The following is a 21274-nucleotide window of genomic DNA, read 5'->3' on the forward strand; positions in this document are numbered from 1 at the left end:
CTTGCGAGGTTCGGGAGCAGCTGGGGACCGCTCAACCACCGGCGCATCAAGGCCGGAGCGGTGTAGGGGCCCGGGAGCGGCTTCGGGCGTCCGCGAAGCGGGCGGGGACCCTACACCGCTCCGGCCTGCGCCGTCTGTCATTTGCCGCTGCCGGCCAGATCCGCCAGGTCGCCAGCGCCGTCGGCCAGGAGTTCCTCGGCCAGGTCGATGCCCAGCAGGGTCGCCCCCACCTCGGTCAGCCCGTCCGTCGCCTTCTTCTTGCGCAGCACCTTGGTGCCGTCCAGCGAACACACCACCGCGTCGAGATAGAGCATGCTGCCCTTGCGGTACGCCAGCGCGCCCACGGGGGCACTGCAGCCGGCCTCAAGCCGGGCCAGCAGCGCACGCTCGGCCGTCACGGACAGGCGGGTGTCGACGTCGTCGAGCGCGGCCAGGGCCTGGCCCAGCAGGCCCGGCGTTCCGGCGGCAATATTGTTCGGGGCGTCCTCGGTGCGGCATTCCACGGCCAGCGCGCCCTGCCCGGGGGCGGGCAGCATGACGTCGGACTCAAAGTACTCGGCCACGGTGTCCAGCCGGCCGATCCGGGCCAGACCCGAGGCTGCCAGCACGACGGCGTCCAGGTCCCCGGTCTTGCCGGGAACAACGGCATCCGCGGCGTTGCCGGGCAGTCCTGGCACGCGGCCTAGGCGGGTGTCCACGTTGCCTCGGATGTCCACCACCGACAGGTCGGGGCGGGCGGCGAGCAGCTGGGCGGCGCGGCGCGGCGAACCGGTGCCCACCTTCGCGCCGGTGGGCAGGTCCGCGAAGGACAGGCCATCGCGCGAGCACAGCACATCGCGGGCGTCCTCGCGGGCCGGGATGGCCGCAATGCTCAGGCCCAGGGCCGCCGCGGTGGGCAGGTCCTTGAGCGAGTGCACGGCGATGTCCGCGCGGCCGTCCAGCACGGCCTGGCGCAGCGCCGTGGCGAAGACTCCGGTGCCGCCCATCTGGGACAGCGGGCCGGTGAGGATGTCGCCCTCGGTCTTGATCTCCACGAGCTCAATGCCGAAGCCACCCACGGCGGCCAGCTTCTCGGCCGTCTGCCGGGTCTGGGTCAGGGCCAGCTTGCTGCCCCGGGTGCCAACTTTCACACTCTGCACGGTTCAGGCCGCCGTTCCAGCAGTGTTGGGCTTGGGGTCGTGGGCAGTGCCGATGATGGTGTCGGCACCGGCAATGGTGGGCTTCTCGCCGCGCAGATTGGCGCAGCAGCCGGGGCGGCAGACGTCGTACCAGGGTCCGAGCTTGGTCATAGCCGGGCGGTCCACGATCGTGTTGCGCGCCGTCCGCTCGCAGATCAGGTCCACGAGTCCGGTGATAAACTTCTGGTGCGTTCCGGGGGTGGGTGCGCGGTCGAAGGCCAGGCCCAGTTCGGCGGCCGTTTCCTTCGCTTCGGTGTCCAGGTCCCAGACAACTTCCATGTGGTCGCTGACAAAGCCCAGCGGCACGACGACGACGCCCTTGGTTCCCGATCCGGCCAACTCGGCCATGGCATCGTTGATGTCCGGTTCAAGCCACGGCACATGCGGTGCGCCGGAGCGGGATTGGTACACCAGCGACCAGGCGGCACCGGGGTCAACCTGGCCGATGATGGCATCGGCCGCGGCCAGGTGCTGTGCCACATAGGCGGACTGCTCGGCGAATTCGCGCGGCTCGTCCGCGGAGCGGCCTGCGGCCTCCGCATCCCGGGTGGGGATGGAATGCGTCGCGAAGAGGATGTGCACCGGCGCATCCGGGGTGCCTGCAGCGGCCAGGTCCGCGCGAACCTTGGCCAGTGATGCTGCGGTGCCCTCGATGAACGGCTGCACGAAGCCTGGGTGGTCAAAGTACTGGCGGACCTTATCCACGGCCAGCTTGCCGTCCAAGCCTGTCTCGGTCAGGGCGATGCCAATGTCCTCGCGGTATTGGCGGCAGCTGGAGTAGCAGGAGTACGCACTGGTGGTGACCATCAGCAGGCGGCGGTGGCCGGCGTCGTAGGCGTTCTGCAAGGTCTCGGGGATGTACGGATCCCAGTTGCGGTTGCCCCACAGCACCGGCAGCTCGATGCCGCGTGCGGCGAGTTCTGCCTCCAAGGCGGCCTTGAGTGCGCGGTTCTGGGCGTTGATGGGGCTGATGCCGCCATTGGCGCGGTAGTGGTGGCTGACCTCGTCAAGGCGCTCGTCCGGGATGCCGCGGCCACGGGTGACGTTGCGCAGGAAGGGAAGAACGTCGTCCTGACCCTCGGGGCCGCCAAAGGAGGCGAGCAGAACGGCATCGTACTCGGCCGGGGCCAGGCGCCCGGCCTCGGTGGCGGGGTTCAACTCCGTGGACACAGCGGGGGAACGGGTGCTCAACGCAGGACCTCGGCAACCTCGGTGGCCGTGATGCGGCGGCCGGTGTAGAAGGGGATTTCCTCGCGCACGTGCATGCGTGCGTCGGTGGCGCGCAGGTGGCGCATCAGGTCCACCAGGTCGGCGACGTCGTCGGCCTCCAGGCCCAGGATCCATTCCCAGTCGCCCAGGGCGAAGGAGGAGACGGTGTTGGCCAGCACCTGCGGGAATTCGCGGCCCAGCAGGCCGTGGTCGCGCAGCATCTTGCCGCGCTCCTCGGCGGGCAGGATGTACCACTCGTAGGAGCGGACGAACGGGTAGACGCAGAGCCAGCCCTTGGGCTCGGTGTTGCGCATGTAGGAGGGGATGTGGTTCTTGGCGAACTCGGCCTCGCGGTGCACGCCCATGGCGGACCAGGCGATGGTGGTGTTGGCGTACAGGTCGCTGCGGCGGATGTCGCGGACCGCCTGCTGCAGGCCCTCTGCGGTGGGGCCGGTCAGCCAGACCATGATGTCGGCGTCGGCGCGCATGGCGGAGACATCGTAGGCTCCGCGCAGGGTGACGTTGGTGTCCGCGAAGGACGCCTCCAGTGTCTCGAACCCGGCCACGCTGTGGTCGTTGCCGGCCACGGGAAGCCCGGAACGCTTGAAGACGGTCCAGAGAGTGTAGGGAACCTCGATGGCGTCGCCGGATGAGGCTGCCGGGGAAGTTTTAGTGACAGATTCCGCAGAAGTGTGGCTCATGGTTTCAAGTGTGCACCCTTGCCGCCGGAATCTTAAAACCGAGGAGCTCTACGCAGCGTAGAAACCGTCCGGATGTGGCGAAGATCACATTCCGGTGCCGGTGGCGGTGGCGGCCTTCACCCGGGCGCGGGCATCGGCCACGACGGCGGCCAGACCGTTGCCGGCCAGCCAGCCGCCGAGCAGCAGCAGGCCGGGCTCCTTGGCCGCCAGGGTGCGCAGTTCCGTGATCCGGGCCCGGTGTCCGACGGCGGCAAAGGGCAGGGCCCCGCGCCAGCGCACCACGTCTGCGCCCAGCACGTCCTCGGCGGAGATCTTTTGCCCCAGCAGCTCCGTGGCGTCGGCCAGGGCCGCCTCCAGCAGCGCGGCGTCGGTGGGTTCGGCCTCCGCGGCGCGCACGGCGTCGGCGGCGGCACGGCCGTAGGAGAGCCGCAGCACGTGCGTGCCGGGGCCCGCCTCGTCCGCGAGCCAGTGCCACTTGGCGGTAGCATGCGTGAGCGCCTTGGCCCGGATGCCCGGCGTCTGCGGCGCCACCAGAATGCCTGTGCCGCGGGGGGCAGTGTCCAGCTCGGGCAGGTCCACCACCAGCGTCACCAGCCGCACGTCCGGGCCGGGGGCCGGGGCAAAGGCTGCCAGTGCCGGCACAGCGGGTGCGAGAAGTCCGACGGCGGCGGGGCCGTCCGTGGCAACCACGAGCAGGTCCGCGGGGGCAGTCCAGTCGCCGGCGGCCACGGTCCAGCGCGCGGCACCGCCGCCGTGGCCCGGGGTCCCACCGGTTGCATTCCCGGAGGTCCCGTCGGGCGCTTCGCCGGACGCGCCGCCATCGGGCGCCCCGCCGGCGGTTCGGGAAATGCCCGTCACGGCGCGGCCCGCGTGCAACTCGACGCCGGCCTTGCGGAGGTCGCCGGTGAGCGCGGCCACCAGCACATTCATGCCGCCCGCCAGCGATCCCACGGCGGAGCCGGCCGGAGCCGCCGCACGCTGGGCCGCCACGGCCGCGGCCAGCGAGCCGTGCTCGCGGATGCCCGCGCGCAGGCCCGGGGCCACCATGTCCACATCCAGCAGTTCGGGATCGGCCGAATGCACGCCGCCCACAACGGGGGCCACGAGGGTGTCCAGCACCTTCTGCCCCATCCGCGCCCGCACCAGCTCTGCCACGCTGGAGACCTCGGCAGTGGTGCCCACGCGGGCCGGCAGCCGGGCGTCCAGGCTGGCCCGCAACGAGCCGGCCAGGCCCAGCGCCGCCCGGACCTCCGGAGCCCAGGGGTCCGCCGGAATGCCCAGCACACCAGTCTTCGGCAGCGGGACGGGGCCCGAGGGCAGCCGCACCCAGGCGCCAGCCGGGTTCGGTGACACGATCTTCTCCGCGAGGCCCAACTCGGTGGCCAGGTCCGCGACGGCGGTGCTTCGGGTGGCGAACGACTCGGCTCCGCTGTCCAGCCGCAGCCCGGCCACCTCATGCACGCCCACGCAGCCGCCAAACGAGGCCGAGGCCTCCAGCACCGTCACGCGGAAACCGGCGGCCGCCAGGTCGCGGGCAGCCACCAGGGCGGAGATGCCTCCGCCCACCACCACGGCGGTTCGGGCCGGGCTGGGCTTGTGGTGGCGGCTGGTGCGCTCGTTCATGGCTGTCCCCGTTGCTTGGATTAAGGAGTGGTTACGGTGCGATCGAGTGGATGAGCTCCACCACGCGGGTCAGCACGGTGGGATCGGTGTCCGGCGGCACGCCGTGGCCCAGGTTGAGCACGTGGCCCGGGGCGGCGGAACCGGCGGCGATGACCTCGCGGACGTGGGCCTCCAGCACCTCCCACGGAGCCTCAAGCAGCGCGGGGTCGATGTTGCCCTGCAACGGCACTGTGCCGCCGAGCCGGCGGTTGGCCTCGTCCAGCGGCAGGCGGTAGTCCACGCCCATCACGTCGACGCCCACGCCGTACATGGCGCCGAGCAGTTCCGAGGTGCCGGTGCCGAAGTGCACCAGCGGCGCACCCAATCCGCGGACGTGGTCCAGGGCGCGGGCCGACGACGGCGCCACGTGGTTGGTGTAGTCGGCCAGACCCAGCGAGCCGGCCCAGGAATCGAAGAGCTGGCCGGCGCTGGCGCCGGCCTCCAGCTGGGCACGCAGGAACATGCCGGAGGCGTCAGCGGCCCAGGCGGCCAGGGCCTGCCAGGCCTCAGGGTCCGCGTGCATCATGGTGCGCGGGCCCAGGTGGTCGCGGGAGGGCTTGCCCTCCACCATGTAGGCAGCCAGCGTGAACGGGGCGCCAGCGAAACCGATCAGCGGCTTCTTGCCGAGCTCGGCCACTGTCAGCCGGACGGCCTCGCGGATGGGCTCCAGGGCCTCCTCGGTCAGCGTCGGCAGCGCGGCGACGTCGGCGGCGGTGCGGATCGGCTTCTCCAGCACCGGTCCAATGCCGGGGACGATGTCCACGCCGACACCGGCAAGCTTGAGCGGGATGACGATGTCGGAGAAGAAGATGCCAGCGTCGACGTCGTGCCGGCGCACGGGCTGCAGGGTGATCTCCGCGGCGAGCTCCGGCTTCAGGCAGGAGTCAAGCATGGCGATGCCCTTGCGCAGTTCGCGGTATTCCGGCAGCGAGCGGCCGGCCTGGCGCATGAACCACACCGGGCGGCGGCTGGGCTTGCCCCCGCGGTAGGCGGTGATCAGCGGCGAATCGGCGGTGCGGCCGTCCATCAAGGGGTGCGCGGAACTCAATGTCATGAGACCACCATACCTACAGATACTCGGCGTTCCGGCCGCTTTTGGGGCTGCCCGGGCGCTCTCCGGGGTAAGCAGGATCACCCTTGTTTTGGTGACGCTTTTGCACTACGTGTGTGTAAACCGATCCGTTGGCGGCTACTATAAATACGTTGTGGTTCTCTTTTCTCTTGTTGCCTCGCATGCCGATATAGACCTCGAAACCGTAGCCCGCCTTAGCGCCGGCGCCTCCGAGGTCCCTGTCCGCGTGGTGAAAGGCACCCCCGAAATCGTCGGCGCCATCGCGCTGGCCACCTGCAACCGGTACGAGATCTACGCCGAAGCCCGCAGCGAGGACGACGTCGAGGCGGCCCGCTCCGCCGTCGTCACCTCCATCAGCGAGCACAGCGGCCTGGCCGAGCACACCGTCTCCGCTGCCTTTGAAACCCGCAGCGGCCACGCCGTCACCTCCCACCTCTTTGCCGTCAGCGCCGGACTGGATTCCGCCGTCGTCGGCGAACGCGAAATTGCCGGCCAGGTGCGCCGCGCCCTCAGCGGCGCCCAGCAGGAAGCCAGCGCCAGCCCCGCCCTGGTCCGCCTCTTCCAGGCCGCCTCCAAGACGGCCAAGGATGTGGGCGCACAGACGGCCCTGGGCAGCCGCGGCCTCTCCATCGTCTCCGTGGCCCTCGACCTTGCGTCGGAAATTACAGCGTCCGAAATCACCGGCACGCACCAGGGGCCGCTGGCCAGCACCTACGCGGGCACCAAGGCCGTCATTTTCGGCACGGGCGCCTATGCCGGGGCCACCATGGCCAAGCTGGCCGAACGCGGCTGCACCGACATCTCCGTCTTCTCCTCCTCCGGCCGCGCCGAGGCCTTCGTGGCCAGCCGCAGCGGCACCGCGCTGGACGAGGCTTCGCTGCCGGCGGCCATCGAGGCGGCCGACGTCCTGATCGGCTGCAGCGGCTCGGACAACCGGGTGGACGCGGCGGAAATCGAGCGGTTGCGGCGAAATTCCACCGGTGGCCTGGTGATTCTGGACCTGGCCCTGACGCACGACTTCGACCCGGCAGTGGCGGACCTGGACAACGTGGACCTCCTGACGCTGGAATCCGTCCGGCTGGCCGCACCGGCCGAGCAGGCAAGCTCGCTGGCGGCGGCAAGCATCATCGTGGAGACGGCGGCCCGCAGCTTTGAGCAGGCCCAGTCCTCCCGTGCCATGGATGCCGCCATCGTGGCGCTGCGCCAGCACACCATGGGTGTGCTGGAGACCGAGCTGGAGCGCGTCCGCTCCCAGCACGGCTGCACGGCTGCCGCCGAGGAAATGGAATTTGCCATGCGCCGCATGGTGAAGTCGCTGCTGCACATCCCCACGGTGCGCGCCCGCGAGCTGGCCGCCGCCGGCGACGGCGATGCCTACCTGGCCGGGCTGGAGGCGCTCTTCGGCATCACCGTCGCGGCCCCGGCGCCCGTTGCCGCACCTGCTCCGGCCGCCGACTGCCCCGTGGAGCACACGGCCTGATCCCCCTCCGCCGGTCGAGCGGTCCCGGTGGTCGAGCAAAGCCGGTGGTCGAGCCTGTCGAGACCCCGCTGGTCGAGCGAGGGGCCCACGGCCGCGAGGGACCCACGGCGAGCTTGCGAGCCGTGGGAGCGGCTGGGGACCGAGACCTCCCGCACCCGACGACGGTCGGGGCCACGCCAGCCACACCAGGTTTCGACTCCGCTGCGCTGCGCTCAACCAGCGGGGTATCGCCGGGTTTCGGCAAGCTCAACGAGCGAAGGCGTTGACTCCGGTCATCACGGCGGAGACTTCCCATAGCCGCTGTGCCGCAGCGGGGTCGACTGCGTGGGCGTCGACGCCCACAAAGCGGGCCAGCGGGGAGTCCTTGTCGGTGGGCGCGGCGATGTCGCAGTCCTCGCAATACACCCCGCCCTTGCCCTCCAGCAGCCGTGAGGTGGCGGCCCAGACGGACGTGGCGGCTCCCTGCTCAGGGGTCTTGAACCCTTCCCGGACGTTTCCCGCCTCGTCCATCCAACCAGCGGCCACCATTTCCTCGCGCGGAAGATGGCGCTGGAGCTCGGTCATGATCCCGCCGGGGTGCACCGCAAAGGCCCGCACCCCATGGTCGGCACCGAGGCGGTCCAGTTCGACGGCGAACAGCGCATTGGCCGTCTTGGCCTGTCCATAGGCCCGCCATTTCTCGTAGCCGGCGTCGAAACCGAGATCGTCGAAGTGGATGCCGGAAATCTTGTGCCCGGTGGAGGACAGCGCCACCACCCGTGCACCGCCGTCGGCGGACAAGACCGGCCAGAGCAGATTGGCGAGGGCGTAGTGGCCCAGGTGGTTGGTGGCGAACTGTGCCTCCCAGCCCGGGCCCACGCGGGTCTCGGGGCAGGCCATGATGGCGGCGTTGTTGACCAGGATGTCCAGACCGCGTCCCGAATGCAGGAACCACGTGGCGAAGTCGCTGACGCTTAGCTGGTCGCCCAGATCCAGGGCTCCCACCTCCACGGCCGGTTCCCGCAGCCCCGCGGCATGCAGCACGGCGTGGGCATGGTCCACCCGCCGCGCCGGCACCACCACGTGGGCCCCGGCACTGGCGAGCGCCCGGACGGTTTCCAACCCCAGGCCCGAGTAGCCGCCAGTGACGATGGCCGTCTTCCCGTGGAGGTCGACGCCTGTGAGCACCTCCGCGGCGGTGCTGCCGTGCCCAAAGCCCGATCCGATCGGCTGCTGCGCCGTCCTGATGTATCCGTCCATGCCCTGCACCTTCCGCGTACCCCCGGCCCAGGGGTCCGGCCAAAGTGCACGGACCCCATCGGCAATGTACTCCCCCGGGCAGCGGCCTGTCTCTGGTTCCGGAAGGGTTTAGTAGACCGGCTTCTCCGGCTCCACCTCGCGCACCCAGGAGATGATCCCGCCGCGCAGATGGACGACGTCGTCAAAGCCGGCCGCCTTCAGGCTCGCCATGGCCTGGGCCGAGCGGGCTCCGCCCTTGCAGTGCAGCACCAGCGGAACGTCGCGCGGAAGGGTGGCCAGGGCGGTGCCCGTCTGGATGCCGGCCAGCGGGACCAACCGGGCGCCGGGGATGGAGACGATGGCGAATTCCCCGGGCTCGCGCACGTCGATCAGTTCAAAGCTCTCCGTCCCGGCGTCGCGGGCGGCCAGCCGGGCGGCAAGCTCGACGGCGGAGATCTCGTCCGCGGGCCCCCTGCCTTCGGACCCGGCGGCGGACGTTGCGGACGCCGATGCGGGCGGCAGGCCGCAGAAGAACTCGTAGTCCACCAGTTCGGTGATGGGCGGCGCCTCGGGGTCCTTGGAGATGCGGATTTCGCGCCAGGTCGCGGACAGGGCGTCGAAGACCATCAGCCGGCCGAGCAGGGTCCGGCCCACGCCGGTGACCAGCTTGACGGCCTCCGTGACCATCATGGCGCCGATGGAGGCGCACAGCATGCCGAAGACCCCGCCCTCCGCGCAGGACGGCACGGAACCGGCGCCCGGCGGCTCCGGGTACAGGTCACGGTAGGTGGGCCCGTGCTGCTCCCAGAACACGCTCACCTGGCCGTCGAAGCGCAGGATGGACCCCCACACATACGGCTTGCCCAGCAGGGCGGCGGCGTCGTTCACCAGGTAGCGCGTGGCAAAGTTGTCCGCGCCGTCCACGATGAGGTCGTAGCCGGCAAAGATCTCCAGCGCATTGGCGGCATCCAGCCGGTGAGGATGCAGCACCACATCCACATGCGGGTTCAGGGCGGCGATGGAGTCCCGGGCGGATTCCAACTTGGTCCGTCCCACATCGGCCACCGAGTGGATTACCTGGCGTTGCAGATTGCTCAGGTCCACGACGTCGTCGTCCACGATCCCCAGCGTGCCCACGCCGGCCGCGGCCAGGTACAGCAGGGCCGGCGAGCCCAGCCCGCCGGCGCCGATGACCAGCACGCGGGCGTTTTTCAGCCGCCGCTGGCCCTCCATACCGATCTCCGGAATGATCAGGTGCCGGGAGTATCGTTCTACTTCCTCGCGGCTCAGTTCGGGGCCGGGCTCCACCAAGGGCGGCAGTGAGGTCTGGGCCACGGGGGCCGGAGTGCGCAATGTCGGAAACATAGTGTTAAATCTATGCCCCCTGCATTATTACTGCCCGGTACACTTATGGTGCGCAGCCCCGCCAACGTCTGAGGGGGCCTGCCAAGGAAAGGCGCCCAGCATGAGCACAGATTCCCACAAGGCAAACCGCCGGGCCCCCCTGGCCAGGCTCCCGCGCGACGAACGCAGGGTCCAGCTGCTGTCCGCGGCGCTGGAGGTCTTTGCCGCCAACGGCTACCACGGCGCCGCCATGGACGAGATCGCCGAGGCCGCCCAAGTCAGCAAGCCCGTGCTGTACCAGCATTTCTCCTCCAAGCGCGAGCTCTACCTGGCCCTGCTGGACAGCCACCTGTCGGCGCTCACCGCCCGGCTGCTGGATGCGCTGAGCTCCACCACCGACAACAAGCAGCGCGTGCGGGCCACCATGAAGGCCTATTTCGAGTTCATGGCCGCGGACGACCAGGCGCACCGGCTGGTGTTTGAATCGGACCTGGTCAACGATCCCCAGGTCGCCTCCCGGCTGGAGCTCTTCAACGCCTCCTACGCGGATGCCATCGCCGAGGTCATTGCCGAGGACACCAAACTGCCCCATGTGGAGGCGGTGCTTCTGGGCCGCGCACTGGCCGGCATGGCGCAGGTCAGCGCGCGGTACTGGCTGGAGGCCAACGGAAATCTGGACCTGAATGTGGCCAGCGACCTGATCTACCGTTTAGCTTGGCGCGGAATCTCTCGCTTCCCCAAGGAGTCATAGACTAAACATGAGGGTGGGGCACTGCCCCGCCCATGCACTCAGACGTTTATCAAGGAGACACCGCGTTGGAAATCAAGATCGGCATTCAGAACATTGGCCGCGAGATTGTGCTCGACTCGGCGCAGGACGCGGACGAGGTGGCCGCGGCGGTCTCCAAGGCCATCTCCACCGGCAACGAACTGCGCCTCTCCGACGAGAAGGGACGCATTGTCATTGTCCCCGGCAACGCCTTGGGCTACGTTGAACTCGGCGGCGAGGAAGGCCGCCGCGTGGGCTTCGGCGCCCTCTAGCGCCGGGCCGGACCGGCACCCTCCAAGCACACTTCCAAGGAGATACGCGTGGTTGATCTGATTGTCATTGCCCTGATTTCCGGTGCCTTGGGCGCCATTGCCTGGGCAGCGGACAAGCGCCACACCGGCTACGGCGCCTTCCTGCCGGCGGCGGCGGCCGTAGTGGCCGCCCTGTTGACGTGGATCATCACGGTGGCCGTCGGCCTGGGCTACATGTCCGGCTGGACCTGGGTCCCGTGGATCGCTTCGCTCCTGGTGGGCGGCGCCGCGGCCTTTGCGCTGGCCACCGGGCTGGGGCGCAGCCGCGAGGCCCTGGACGTTGCCGAGCGCACAGCCATCCTGCGCATCCGCTGACAAACGAACGGAGGGTGCGGGACGGACCTACAGGTCCGGCCCGTGCCCTTCTTCCGTGCACAGGCACAGGCGGTTGCCCTGCGCGTCGGTGACCACTACCCAGCGCGGGGCATGTGCGTGGTCCAGCGCGGACCCCTCGGTGGCCGCCACGGCGTCGAGCACCGGCCCCACATCCGTCAGGCTCACGTGGACATCCACGTGCATCCGGTTCGCATTCGGTGTGGCCGTCTGCTGGAACCACAGCCCCGGGCCGCGCCCGTATGGGTCCACCAGATCGCCAAAGCGGCCCATCTTGTAGCCCAGCGCCACCCGCCACGTCTCCGACACCGCCGAGGGATCGTCGGTGTCGATGGCCAGTTCGTAGCTGCGGTTCAGCGCCGGCGCGGCCACGGCGCCCAGCTCGTGGGCCACGGCGGAAATTTGCTTGGCCAGCGTGATGTCCCGGCTGGTCACCTCGGAGCCGGCATCGTGGGAAACCAGCTTCACAAACAGCATGTTGTAGCGCCAGTCCACGTCCGGATGGTGGTTGGCGGCCTCGGCCAGGTCGCCGATCCGGGCCATCAGGTCCAGGGCAATGCGCGACGACGGCGCCTTCAGCGCCGCGGTCAGCGAGCCCAGGCGGTACCGCCATTGGGGCAGCGACTCAAGTTCGACGTCGATCGCTTCCCTGGTCCAAACATCCTTGGCGCCCATGATGCCTCCGTATGGTGTGGAAATGCCGGCTCTACAGGTCCGGACGCCCCTCCATGGCGGAGGACGCCAGTGCGTGCCTGCGCTTGGGGATGCGGCCGGCCTGTGCTGCCAGTCTGCCACCGAGGACGGCATGTTTGAAGGCCTGCGCCATCCGCACCGGATCCTGTGCCCGGGTCACGGCGGTGGCCAGCAGCACGGCGTCGCAGCCGAGCTCCATCGCCAGGGCGGCGTCGGAGGCCGTGCCGATGCCGGCGTCGAGCACCACCGGAACACCGGCGCGGGAGACGATCAGCTCAATGTTGTGCGGGTTCAGGATGCCCAGCCCGGTGCCGATGGGCGCGCCAAGCGGCATCACGGCGACGGCGCCGAGCTGTTCCAGCCGCAGCGCCAGCACGGGATCGTCGTTGGTGTAGGCGAAAACCTTGAAACCGCGGTTGACCAGCTGCTCGGTGGCATCGGCCAATTCGAGGGCATCGGGCAGCAGCGTGTGTTCGTCAGCAATGACTTCCAGCTTCACCCAGTCCGTCTCCAGCGCCTCGCGGGCCAGCTCGGCCGTCATCACTGCCTCGCGGGCGGTGAAGCAACCGGCCGTGTTGGGCAGCACGCGGATGCCGTGCTCCACCAGCAGCTCAAAGAGGCTGGTTCCGCCGCCCGTTGCACCGGCGCCCGAGCCGGTGCTGTACCGGCGCATGGCCACGGTGGTCAGTTCGGTGCCCGACGCCGCCAGCGCGGCGCCCAGTCCGTCCAGGCTGGGGGCGCCGCCGGTGCCCATGATCAGGCGCGAGCCCAGGGCCACGCCGTCGATCACCAACGGGTCAACGATGTGTGTGCTTTCCATAACCGATTCCATCTGTTCAGCCTCCCTGTACTGCAGTGACAATTTCGACGTCGTCGCCGGCGGCAACTTCGGTGGCGGACCACTGGCTGCGCGGGACGATGTCCGCATTCCGGGCCACGGCCACACCCAGCCGGCCCCCGTCCTCCGGCGATCCGTTGGGGCCGATGCGCCGGCCGGTCACCGAGGTGACCAGATCGGCCACGGTGCGCGGCCCGTCGAGGACGTGCGCCGCCCCGTTGAGGGTAATGGTGGTCATGGTGTTTCCGCCTTTCGCGGCTGTTCTGCCGGTGGTGCTATTGCGGCCCGCGCGGGCGGTGCTGCACCCCAAGGGGCCGCGGTGATCAGTGGTGAGAAACGGTCGGGGCGGAAGCGCTCCCAGGCCAGGTCCGTGACGCCGGCCAGCAGCTGGCGGCACACTTGCGCCGCGACGGCTGTCAGCAGGACGCCATGGCGGTAGAAACCTGTGGCGATGATGAGGCCGGGGATGTCCCTGCCGTCCGGCCCTGCCACCCGGCCCAGCAGCGGGGCGTTGTCCGGCGTGCCGGGGCGGGCCCGGGCGGTGGTCTCCAGCAGTTCCAGCTCGGCGACGGCGGGGACCAGCACCTGGGCATCGCGGAGCAACTGGTGCACTCCCCCGGCCGACACCCCGGCGGAGCCATCCTCGCGGGAGGTGGCGCCAATGACCACCGTGCCGTCGTTGCGGGGCACGATGTAGACGGGGATTCCGCGGACCAGTCCGCGCACGGTGGCCGTCAGCAGCGGGCGCAGGTGCTCCGGCACCTTCAGCCGCAGGATGTCGCCGTAGACGGGGCGCAGCGGCAAGATAAGGTTTTCCGGCAGCCCGGCCAGTGAGGCGGCTCCCAGCCCGTTGGCCACAATGACATCGCGCGCATGGACCTCGCGGCCGTCCTCCAGCAGCACGCCCGTCACGCGGGAGGAGCGGTTGTCCAGTTCCTCGTGGAGGAGGTCGACGGCGGTGCGGCGGATGGAGGTCTGCTCCTCGCGCAGCCGGCCGTTCGCCGCCGCCACCACGTTCAATTGCACGCGGATGGCCGTGGCCACCCCGCGCGGATCCACCTGGTGGTCGGCGTCGATCTTGAACGCGCAGCTCAGTTGCGGGCCCAGCATGGGCTCCAGGGCCCGGGCCTCGCGGATGCCCAGCTGGTCCACCTCCAGCCCGTGCGCCCGCTGCACCGCAGCCAGGTCCGCCAGGGCCTTGCGGTCCGCGGGGTCGGCGCCGAGCACCAGGGTGGGCGTCGTCCGGAAACCGGTGTCCGCGTGGCCGGCCTGCACCAGCGGGGCGACAAAGTCCGGCCACAGCTTGGCGGAGGCCAAAGTCAGGTCCAGGAGATCGTCCTCCTGGTAGTGCAGCTCGCTGACCGGAGCCAGCATGCCGGCGGCGGCAAAGGTGGCGCCGGCGGCCGGACTGGGGTCGATGACTGTGACGGAATGGCCGGCGCGCTGGGCCTCCCAGGCGATGCCGAGGCCCACAATGCCGCCGCCAACCACTGCGACATCGGTGGTGATGGGTGGGGACACTGCAGGCGTCATGCGCATTCCTTCCCTACGCCGGTGCTGGCCGGATCAGGTTCACGCCCGCGCCACCATGGCGCAGGGTTGTTCGGTCGGCGCGTGCCGTGCAGTGCGTGTGCAGCTGCACCCGGCGCCCTCTCAGCCAGCTACCCTGGCTCCCGCGGTACTGAACTATTCTATGAGACATGACCTCTCCTGCCGTTTCCGCGACCACATCCCGGACTTCCGCCCTCACATCCGCCCGCCTCTACCTGTGCACCGACGCACGTACCGAGCGCGGCGACTTTGCCGAATTCCTGCACAAGGCCTACGCCGGCGGCGTGGACATCATCCAGCTGCGCGACAAGAAGATCGCGGCCGGCGAGGAGCTGGAACTGCTGGCTGTGCTGCGCTCCGTGGCCGAGGAGCACGGCAAGCTGTGGTCCGTGAACGACCGCGCGGATCTGGCTTCGCTGGCCGGCGCCCCGGTGTTCCACATCGGCCAGCAGGACCTGCCGATCCCGGCGGCCCGGACGCTGCTGGGTCACTCGGTGGCGCTGGGCCTCTCCAGCGGCACCTCGGAGCAGGCCGCCGCCGCTGCCGCCAATCCCGAGACCGACTACTTCTGCGTGGGTCCGCTGTGGGCCACGCCCACCAAGCCGGGGCGGGCCGCCGTCGGGCTGGAAATGGTGGAATACGCGGCGTCGCTCCAGACGGACAAGCCCTGGTTCGCCATTGGCGGGATCGATCTGGGCAATGTGGCCTCCGTGGTGGCGGCGGGTGCGCAGCGCATCGTCGTGGTGCGGGCCATCACCGACGCCGCCGACCCCACCGCCGCCGCCCGCGAGCTCCTGTCCCACCTGCCGTAACGGGCCGGATCTCCACGCGGCCACCGACGGCCTGTGGGCCCACGGCCGCGAGGGACCCGCAGCGAGCTTGCGAGCCGTGGGAGCGGCTGGGGACGATCACCGAGTCCGGTGGTCGACCAAGCGAGCCCTGGCGAGCGCGTGGAGACCCCCGGCTCACCCGGGAATGACTGTCCCGGCGGCGCCGTCGAGGGTGAGGTGGTCGCCGGTGGCAATGCGGAGGGTGGCGTCGGGCACGCCGACAACGGCGGGGATGCCGTATTCGCGCGCGACGACGGCACCGTGGGAGTTGGCTCCGCCCATTTCCATCACCAGCCCGCCGGCCGTCAGGAACAACGGCGTCCAGCCGGGGTCGGTGGAGGGGGCCACCAGGATTTCGCCGGGCTCCAGATGGGCGCCCACCGGATCCAGGATCACCCGGGCCGCAGCGGTGACGGAACCGGCCGACGCCGGGGTGCCCACCAGGGTGCCTTCCGGTGCCGCCGGCCCGGGGCCGGGCAGGGATTCGGGTTCGGTCCCGTCCGAGAGCAGCATCCGCGGGATGTGCCGGCGCCGCAGCTCCAGCGCATAGTCCTCGCGCCGCTGGGCCACGAGGGCGTGCAGGTCGGTCCCGGCCAGGCCGCTGCGGGCCTCCACCAGGTCCAGGAAAAACACGTCGTCCGCCGCACCGATGGCCCCGGCGGCAGCCAATTCCGCCCCCACCATCGCGAGCTGCTCCCGCACCGCGCCCAGCGCCACCACGATGTTGTACTTGGGCAGTTCCCGCAGCCCGGCGAATTGCCGCGTCCGGGCCAGTGCCACCCGGGCGATCCGCCCGTGCAGGGGGCTCTTGTGCGCCGCCTTGGCCACCAGCGCCTCCACCTGGGCCTCGGCGTCGCGGGCGGCCTGCACAAATTGCCTGTCCGGCGCCAGCTCGGGCCGGTCCAGCCGGAGGTAGTTCACCAGCACCCCGACAATGTGCGTAGGATCGTCGGACCAGCGGGGCATGCCCAGGTCGATCTCGGCGATGGCCCGGTGGCCGTAGTGGTCGAGGAATCCGGCCAGGCCAGACTGCGCGGCGGCCGGCAGCGACCCCTCCCGGTAGGCCGCCACCAGCTCCGCCACCGTGCTGCCGCCGAAGGCGCGCCCGGCGTCTTCGGCGCGGATCCGCTGGGCCAGCCGCCAGAGGGCCAGGTCCATCTCGGTGGTCACGTTGTTGGGCAGCCCGCGGATGACTGCCTGCAGCTCCTCCTTGCTGGCCTTCTCCCCCAGCATCTTGCGGACCAGGCCCAGCCCGGCGAATCCGAGGGCTGGCAGCGGGGCAATGGCAGGCAGGAGCTGGAACAGCTCGGTGCTCAGGATCCGTTCCACATGGTCCAGCCGCTGGAGCGCCGTCGCCGCGGCGGGCACCTGGAGGTCGGCATCGAGGCGGCGGCCAACGCCCTCCACCCGGCGCAGGGCCGCGGCGGGGCGGAACATGGCCCGCAAGGCCGTTTCCGGAACCCTGGCGCGGACCAGAACCGGCCCCACATGGCGCAGCAGCGGCAGCCGGGACGTGCTGCGGAGCGAAAACCGCGGATCGTCGAAGAGCCGGCGGAGCAGCACCGCCGAGCGTGCCTCCATCACGTCAAAGACCCTCGGCACGATGTCGCGGCCCACCCGGCTGCGGGCCACAGTGGTCAGGTCGACGAAGAGCCGCTGCCCGGCCTCCGCGTAGGGCGCCGGGCCGTTGCGCGGATTGGGCACCTCGAAGCCGGCCGTGCGCGCAATCGAGGAGGCGATGAGCCGCAGCGCCGCGAGGCCCATCGGCGTGAGGGGCCGGGTGAGGCCCTGGGCGAGGCTGAAGCACAGGTAGACCCGCGCCCCCTCGGCCGGCAGGGACCGCACCGGCTGGGGGTAGAGGGTGGTGATGGGACGGGCCTGCGTCAGCCAAAGGGTCCCGGCGCCGTCGATGGCCCACTCCGTGTCCTGCGGGGACCGGTAATGCGCCTCCACCCGTGCACCCAGCCGGGACAGCGCCTGGATCTGGCTGTCCGCCAGGCACGGCCCGGAGGCCTCCCGCTCGATGGATTCGGTGCCGCCGCCGGGCAGCGGCCGGATGATCAGCCGTTTGTCCCCGATCCGCCGCTCCAAGATCCGGCCGCTCGGACTGTCCACCACATAGTGGTCGGGGTTGACCGCCCCCGACACCACGGCCTCGCCCAGCCCCGGGCTCGCGTCGATGACGGCCTCGCGGCGGCGCCCCGTCACCGGGTTGGCGGTGAACAGCACCCCGGCCGCCACGGCGTCGACCATCACCTGGACGACGACGGCGAGGGCCACGTCTGCGGGGTCGATCCCGTTGGCCGCACGGTAGCTGACCGCACGGTCCGTCCAAAGCGAGGCCCAGCACCGCTGCACGGCCGCCACGACGGCGTCGGCGCCGACGATGTTGAGGTAGGTTTCCTGCTGGCCGGCAAAACTGGCAAACGGCAGGTCCTCGGCCGTCGCGGAGGACCTGACGGCCACGGCAACACCGGATCCGAGCCCGGAGTAGGCGGAGCGCACGGCGCCGGCAATCTCCGGCGGGACCTCGGCGGCCAGGACCAGGGCACGGGCCCGGCCGGCCAGCTGCGCCAGCGCCGCGAGGTCCGTGGGGTCCGTGGTGCCGATGGCCGCCAGCACCTCCCCCAGCCCGGCGGGGGCCATCGCCTGCCGGTATGCCGCGGTGGTCAGGGCGAATCCCCGCGGCACGGGCAGCTGCGCCCGGGCCAGCTCGCCCAGGTTTGCAGCCTTGCCGCCGACCAGCGCAATCATGTCCCCGGCGATCTCCTCGAAGCCGAGGACCAGGTCCTGCCCGGGCCCGGCCGGGAGCTGCACTTCCTCCACCTGGTGCCTCCTTCAGCCATTGACTGCGGGCGCCGGAGCGGTGGCGGCGCGCTGCGGCGCCCCGTCCATCCCGGCCTGTGGCGCCAGACTACCACCGGCCGGTCCGGCCGGGTGTGGGCCCACGGCCGCGAGGGACCCGCGGCGAGCGTGCGAGCTGCGGGAGCGGCGTGGGCCCACGGCCGCGAGGGACCCGCGGCGAGCGTGCGAGCTGCGGGAGCGGCCGGGGATCAGCGAAGGCCGACCATCGCCGCCAGGGCGTCGAGGTGGCATTCGAACAGGGCCGCCGGATCGCTGAACGTGCCCGGACCGTACTGGCCAAAGACCTCAAAGTTCACGGCGCCGAACAGGGCGGCCCAGACCAGCACCCCGCGCGCCAGCACTTCGTCGGGCATGCTGAGCTGCACCTCGGCGCGGATGGCGGCGAGGTCGCCCGCCAGCGCCGGCGTCGAACTCCCCGCCGGCAGGGGTTGAAGCGCACCCGCGCCAAATGCACTTTGGATGATTTCCACGAGCCGGCCGACCACCCGGGTTCCCGGTTCCGTGGTCTGCTCGGCGGGGGCGGCGTAGCCGGGCACCGGGCTGCCAAAGAGCAGGGCGTAGCGGGCGGGTTCGGCCAACCCCCAGACGCGGACCGCACGGCCCAGCGTGCGGAACCGCTCCGCGTGGTCGCCGCCGGGCACCGCCTCCAGGGCGGCGTCGACGGCGTCGCCCAGGGCGTTGTAGCCGTCCACCACCAGCAGGGTCAGGAGATCGTCGCGGCTGGCCACGTATCTGTAGACGGCGCTGGACACCACGCCCAAGTCCCGCGCCACAGCGCGCAGGGACAGCCCCGCGGCACCGTGCACCGCCAGATGGTCGCGGCCGATCCGGGTGATGTCCGCCATCGTCTGGACCCGGGCGCGTTCGCGGGGTGTCTGTGCCATGGGACCACTCTGCCCACTTTTGAGAGCATGGTCAACTTCCGTGAGCAGTGCTCTTGACAATCCGTTGAGACGGGTCCACAGTTGAAACGAGAGCACCGCTCACACAATAATCCACCACCCCAAGCGAGGACACCATGGCAGCCCTGAAGATCGTCACTGGAGCCGGCCCCGTCGGCTGGACCGTCGCCAGCCAATTGGCGGAGCAGGGCCACAAGGTCCGCGTCCTGACCCGCTCCGGCAGCGGTCCGGAGCACCCGCTCATCGAGCGCGTAAAGGCCGACGTTTCCGGCGTGCAGGACCTGGCCGGGCTCTTTGCCGGGGCGGACGCCGCCTTCCACTGCGTCCATGGGTCCGCCTACAGCGCCACGGCCTGGCGGCGGGAGCTCGCCCGCGCCGAGGCCGCCGTGCTGGATGCAGCCGGTGCGGCCGGCGCCGTCGCCGTCTTCCCGGAAAGCTTCTACTCATACAGCCGGCCGGAGGAGCCGCTGGTCGAGGACGGCCCCCGGAACGCCATCGGCGGCAAGCGCGGCATCCGCACCCAGCTGCTGGCGGCCCGCGCCGCGCACCCGACCCCCACGGTCAGCGTGGCGGCGTCGGACTTCTTCGGGCCGCAGGTGCGCAACGCCCACGCCGGCGAGCGCATGGTCCCGAACATGCTGGCTGGCAAGCGGGTGCAGGTGGTGGCCAGCACGTCCACGCCGCACTCCTTCACCTACATTGGCGATCTGGCGGCCGCGATGGTCAAGGCCGCTGCCATGCCGGAGCTGTGGAATTCGGTGCTGCACGCCCCCACCGGGCCGGCGCTGACCCAGGCGGAGCTGGCAGCCGCGTTTGCCCGGGCCGCCGGTGCGCCGAAGCCAAAAGTCGGTGCCATCCCGGCCTGGTTCATCGCGGCAGCAGGTGTGTTTTCGCCGGGGATCCATGAGCTGAACGAAACGCTGTACCAGTTCCGGAACCCTTTCATCGTGGACTCCAGCCACAGCGAGAGACTGCTGGGCCTGTCCCCCACCCCGCTGGCCGAGGCCGCGCTGGCCACTGTCCAGTGGTGGCGCTCCCTCCCCGCGGCCTGACCCCTCCGGCACAATGGGGCCATGGCCTTTGACCGCTACCCTCTCCGCCAGGTTGCCGAGCACCCGCTGAACCCCATGCCCCGCAGATCATGGCCCGCCACCTTGCCCCCGGTGGCACAGCTGCTGGACCAGGGCTTGGAGTTGGGGCCGGCCACGGTGTTCGTGGGCGAGAACGGCTCGGGGAAATCGACCCTCGTGGAGGGCATCGCACTGGCCTTTGGGCTCTCGCCGGAGGGTGGATCCGCGGGCGCCCGGCACAGCACCCGGTCCACGGAATCGCCTCTCTGGGAACACCTCCAGCTGGTCCGCAACGCCGGGTCCGCCAAGCGCGGCTACTTCCTGCGCGCCGAAACCATGCACGGTTTCTTCAGCTATCTTGAGGAGAACCCCAGCACGGTCCGCCCAGACCTTCCCTTCCATGAGATGTCGCATGGGGAGTCATTCCTGGCGCTGGCCGGGGACCGCTTCCGCAGGCCCGGGCTATGGGTGCTGGACGAGCCGGAATCGGCCCTGTCCTTCTCCGGCTGCCTGGCCCTGCTGGGCCTGCTCAAAGACCTGATCGACGACGGCGGCTCGCAGGTGATCTTGTCGACGCACTCGCCGCTGCTGGCGGCGCTGCCCGGTGCGGCCATTTATGAATTGGGCGAGTGGGGCATCCGGACCATGCAGTGGGACCAGCTGGACCTGGTGGCCAACTGGCAATCCTTCCTCGGTGCGCCGGAGCGGTACCTGCGCCGGCTTTAGGGCTCCAGCCGCGCGGAGATCTTGCGCAGCAGGCGGGCGGCGAGCTCGCGCTCGTCGTCGTCCAGCCCCTCCAACAATTCGTGGTCGCGGGCCAGGAAGCGGGGGAACTCGCGTTCCACCAGGGCCCGGCCGGCGTCGGTGAGCTGCAGCAGCACCACCCGGCCGTCCCGCTCCCACGGCAGCCGCTCCAGCAACCCCGCCTTGACCAGCCGGTCGGACTGTTTGGTGGTGGAGGCTCCGCTGAGCATAGTGGCCGCTGTGACCTCGCTGGCACGCAGGGGGCGTTCGCTGCGGGCCAGCGAGCACAGGATGTCGAACTCGGCGCGTGAGATGCCCGACGGCGCAAGGTCCCGTTCCGCCCGGGCAAAGATCTGTGCGCCCAGGCGTGAGAGCCGGCCAATGACCTCGATCGAGGAAACGTCCAGGTCCGGACGCGCCCGGGCCCAGCCGCGGCGGGCCTGGTCAACAAAGTCGCCCTCGGATTCCGTTGCACCATTCTCTGTCGAACCGTTCATAGGACCA

At 70.5% G+C, this 21274-nt stretch carries 21 protein-coding genes; 7 read left to right on the forward strand and 14 right to left on the reverse strand.

Annotated features, from left to right (window positions below; genetic code table 11):
• Positions 1-137: 137 nt before the first annotated feature.
• The 5 genes from hemC to hemE form a co-directional block, all read right to left on the reverse strand.
• On the reverse strand, positions 138-1139 hold the full coding sequence (gene hemC / locus ACQCSX_RS09365) for a hydroxymethylbilane synthase (protein WP_427018713.1): 1002 nt from the start codon (positions 1137-1139) through the stop codon (positions 138-140).
• A 3-nt stretch (positions 1140-1142) separates the two neighbouring features.
• Positions 1143-2369 carry a ferrochelatase gene (locus tag ACQCSX_RS09370; RefSeq protein WP_427018714.1) on the reverse strand — a complete coding sequence of 409 codons (1227 nt, stop codon included), beginning with the start codon at positions 2367-2369 and terminating at the stop codon, positions 1143-1145.
• Positions 2366-3088, reverse strand: coding sequence for a hydrogen peroxide-dependent heme synthase (gene hemQ / locus ACQCSX_RS09375; RefSeq protein WP_427018715.1), 723 nt, complete (start codon positions 3086-3088; stop codon positions 2366-2368). Before hemQ ends, ACQCSX_RS09370 begins: the two co-directional genes overlap by 4 nt.
• 84 nt (positions 3089-3172) lie before the next feature.
• Positions 3173-4711, reverse strand: coding sequence for a protoporphyrinogen/coproporphyrinogen oxidase (locus ACQCSX_RS09380; RefSeq protein WP_427018716.1), 1539 nt, complete (start codon positions 4709-4711; stop codon positions 3173-3175).
• Positions 4712-4742: 31 nt separating this feature from the next.
• Positions 4743-5804, reverse strand: coding sequence for a uroporphyrinogen decarboxylase (hemE, locus tag ACQCSX_RS09385; RefSeq protein ID WP_427018717.1), 1062 nt, complete (start codon positions 5802-5804; stop codon positions 4743-4745).
• Positions 5805-5955: 151 nt separating this feature from the next.
• On the opposite strand from hemE, the gene ACQCSX_RS09390 reads away from it, so the two are divergent.
• Positions 5956-7302: a glutamyl-tRNA reductase gene (locus ACQCSX_RS09390; RefSeq protein ID WP_427018718.1), complete on the forward strand. Its 1347-nt coding sequence runs from the start codon at positions 5956-5958 to the stop codon at positions 7300-7302.
• A 246-nt stretch (positions 7303-7548) separates the two neighbouring features.
• Here the strand turns inward: ACQCSX_RS09390 and ACQCSX_RS09395 are convergent, their stop codons facing one another.
• Positions 7549-8541: an SDR family NAD(P)-dependent oxidoreductase gene (locus ACQCSX_RS09395; protein WP_427018719.1), complete on the reverse strand. Its 993-nt coding sequence runs from the start codon at positions 8539-8541 to the stop codon at positions 7549-7551.
• A 108-nt stretch (positions 8542-8649) separates the two neighbouring features.
• Positions 8650-9885 (reverse strand): molybdopterin-synthase adenylyltransferase MoeB, encoded by a 1236-nt coding sequence (gene moeB / locus ACQCSX_RS09400; RefSeq protein ID WP_427018720.1) that lies wholly within the window; start codon positions 9883-9885, stop codon positions 8650-8652.
• Between the two features lie 100 nt (positions 9886-9985).
• On the opposite strand from moeB, the gene ACQCSX_RS09405 reads away from it, so the two are divergent.
• From ACQCSX_RS09405 to ACQCSX_RS09415, 3 genes are all read left to right on the forward strand, one after another.
• Positions 9986-10615: a TetR/AcrR family transcriptional regulator gene (locus ACQCSX_RS09405; RefSeq protein ID WP_427018721.1), complete on the forward strand. Its 630-nt coding sequence runs from the start codon at positions 9986-9988 to the stop codon at positions 10613-10615.
• A 65-nt stretch (positions 10616-10680) separates the two neighbouring features.
• Entirely contained in the window at positions 10681-10905 is a 225-nt protein-coding gene (locus ACQCSX_RS09410; protein ID WP_427018722.1) for a DUF3107 domain-containing protein, read from the forward strand.
• Positions 10906-10953: 48 nt separating this feature from the next.
• Positions 10954-11259 (forward strand): hypothetical protein, encoded by a 306-nt coding sequence (locus ACQCSX_RS09415; protein WP_427018723.1) that lies wholly within the window; start codon positions 10954-10956, stop codon positions 11257-11259.
• 27 nt (positions 11260-11286) lie between these two features.
• Here ACQCSX_RS09415 and ACQCSX_RS09420 read toward each other — a convergent pair whose 3' ends face one another.
• Genes ACQCSX_RS09420 through thiO form a run of 4 tightly spaced genes read right to left on the reverse strand, consistent with a single transcriptional unit; the run spans position 11287 to position 14341 of the window.
• Positions 11287-11952 carry a 4a-hydroxytetrahydrobiopterin dehydratase gene (locus tag ACQCSX_RS09420; protein WP_427018724.1) on the reverse strand — a complete coding sequence of 222 codons (666 nt, stop codon included), beginning with the start codon at positions 11950-11952 and terminating at the stop codon, positions 11287-11289.
• Positions 11953-11983: 31 nt separating this feature from the next.
• A complete protein-coding gene (locus tag ACQCSX_RS09425; RefSeq protein ID WP_427018725.1) occupies positions 11984-12790 on the reverse strand; it encodes a thiazole synthase in 807 nt (268 codons plus the stop codon).
• A 16-nt stretch (positions 12791-12806) separates the two neighbouring features.
• Positions 12807-13046, reverse strand: a complete 240-nt coding sequence (gene thiS / locus ACQCSX_RS09430) for a sulfur carrier protein ThiS (RefSeq protein WP_427018726.1) — start codon at positions 13044-13046, stop codon at positions 12807-12809.
• The gene (thiO, locus tag ACQCSX_RS09435) at positions 13043-14341 is read right to left on the reverse strand and encodes a glycine oxidase ThiO (RefSeq protein ID WP_427018727.1); all 1299 of its coding nucleotides are present in this window, start codon (positions 14339-14341) and stop codon (positions 13043-13045) included. The genes thiS and thiO overlap by 4 nt, the downstream gene beginning before the upstream one ends.
• A 167-nt stretch (positions 14342-14508) precedes the next feature.
• On the opposite strand from thiO, the gene thiE reads away from it, so the two are divergent.
• A complete protein-coding gene (gene thiE, locus ACQCSX_RS09440) occupies positions 14509-15171 on the forward strand; it encodes a thiamine phosphate synthase (RefSeq protein WP_427018728.1) in 663 nt (220 codons plus the stop codon).
• Positions 15172-15324: 153 nt separating this feature from the next.
• Here thiE and ACQCSX_RS09445 read toward each other — a convergent pair whose 3' ends face one another.
• On the reverse strand, positions 15325-17943 hold the full coding sequence (locus ACQCSX_RS09445) for a PEP/pyruvate-binding domain-containing protein (protein ID WP_427019019.1): 2619 nt from the start codon (positions 17941-17943) through the stop codon (positions 15325-15327).
• Between the two features lie 299 nt (positions 17944-18242).
• Positions 18243-18938 (reverse strand): TetR/AcrR family transcriptional regulator, encoded by a 696-nt coding sequence (locus ACQCSX_RS09450; RefSeq protein WP_427018729.1) that lies wholly within the window; start codon positions 18936-18938, stop codon positions 18243-18245.
• 134 nt (positions 18939-19072) lie between these two features.
• Here ACQCSX_RS09450 and ACQCSX_RS09455 point away from each other — a divergent pair, with 134 nt between their 5' ends.
• Together ACQCSX_RS09455 and ACQCSX_RS09460 are read left to right on the forward strand one after the other, a co-directional pair.
• A complete protein-coding gene (locus ACQCSX_RS09455; RefSeq protein WP_427018730.1) occupies positions 19073-20008 on the forward strand; it encodes an NAD-dependent epimerase/dehydratase family protein in 936 nt (311 codons plus the stop codon).
• A 21-nt stretch (positions 20009-20029) separates the two neighbouring features.
• Positions 20030-20752 carry an AAA family ATPase gene (locus ACQCSX_RS09460; protein WP_427018731.1) on the forward strand — a complete coding sequence of 241 codons (723 nt, stop codon included), beginning with the start codon at positions 20030-20032 and terminating at the stop codon, positions 20750-20752.
• Here the strand turns inward: ACQCSX_RS09460 and ACQCSX_RS09465 are convergent.
• The gene (locus ACQCSX_RS09465; RefSeq protein WP_427018732.1) at positions 20749-21267 is read right to left on the reverse strand and encodes a MarR family winged helix-turn-helix transcriptional regulator; all 519 of its coding nucleotides are present in this window, start codon (positions 21265-21267) and stop codon (positions 20749-20751) included. The two genes, ACQCSX_RS09460 and ACQCSX_RS09465, sit on opposite strands and share 4 nt — an antisense overlap.
• Between the last annotated feature and the right edge of the window lie 7 nt (positions 21268-21274).

This window comes from Pseudarthrobacter sp. P1, from assembly GCF_050156935.1.
Taxonomy (GTDB): domain Bacteria; phylum Actinomycetota; class Actinomycetes; order Actinomycetales; family Micrococcaceae; genus Specibacter.

Excerpts from the sequence above, each read along its gene's own strand:
- thiS (WP_427018726.1), bottom strand. The coding sequence starts at position 13,046 with ATGACCACCATTACCCTCAACGGGGCGGCGCACGTCCTCGACGGGCCG.
- moeB (WP_427018720.1), bottom strand. The coding sequence starts at position 9,885 with ATGTTTCCGACATTGCGCACTCCGGCCCCCGTGGCCCAGACCTCACTG.
- ACQCSX_RS09420 (WP_427018724.1), bottom strand. The coding sequence starts at position 11,952 with ATGGGCGCCAAGGATGTTTGGACCAGGGAAGCGATCGACGTCGAACTT.
- ACQCSX_RS09425 (WP_427018725.1), bottom strand. The coding sequence starts at position 12,790 with ATGGAAAGCACACACATCGTTGACCCGTTGGTGATCGACGGCGTGGCC.
- ACQCSX_RS09445 (WP_427019019.1), bottom strand. The coding sequence starts at position 17,943 with ATGATTGCGCTGGTCGGCGGCAAGGCTGCAAACCTGGGCGAGCTGGCC.
- ACQCSX_RS09460 (WP_427018731.1), top strand. The coding sequence starts at position 20,030 with ATGGCCTTTGACCGCTACCCTCTCCGCCAGGTTGCCGAGCACCCGCTG.
- thiE (WP_427018728.1), top strand. The coding sequence starts at position 14,509 with ATGACCTCTCCTGCCGTTTCCGCGACCACATCCCGGACTTCCGCCCTC.
- ACQCSX_RS09395 (WP_427018719.1), bottom strand. The coding sequence starts at position 8,541 with ATGGACGGATACATCAGGACGGCGCAGCAGCCGATCGGATCGGGCTTT.
- ACQCSX_RS09380 (WP_427018716.1), bottom strand. The coding sequence starts at position 4,711 with ATGAACGAGCGCACCAGCCGCCACCACAAGCCCAGCCCGGCCCGAACC.
- thiO (WP_427018727.1), bottom strand. The coding sequence starts at position 14,341 with ATGACGCCTGCAGTGTCCCCACCCATCACCACCGATGTCGCAGTGGTT.
- ACQCSX_RS09455 (WP_427018730.1), top strand. The coding sequence starts at position 19,073 with ATGGCAGCCCTGAAGATCGTCACTGGAGCCGGCCCCGTCGGCTGGACC.
- hemE (WP_427018717.1), bottom strand. The coding sequence starts at position 5,804 with ATGACATTGAGTTCCGCGCACCCCTTGATGGACGGCCGCACCGCCGAT.
- ACQCSX_RS09405 (WP_427018721.1), top strand. The coding sequence starts at position 9,986 with ATGAGCACAGATTCCCACAAGGCAAACCGCCGGGCCCCCCTGGCCAGG.
- ACQCSX_RS09450 (WP_427018729.1), bottom strand. The coding sequence starts at position 18,938 with ATGGCACAGACACCCCGCGAACGCGCCCGGGTCCAGACGATGGCGGAC.
- ACQCSX_RS09465 (WP_427018732.1), bottom strand. The coding sequence starts at position 21,267 with ATGAACGGTTCGACAGAGAATGGTGCAACGGAATCCGAGGGCGACTTT.
- hemQ (WP_427018715.1), bottom strand. The coding sequence starts at position 3,088 with ATGAGCCACACTTCTGCGGAATCTGTCACTAAAACTTCCCCGGCAGCC.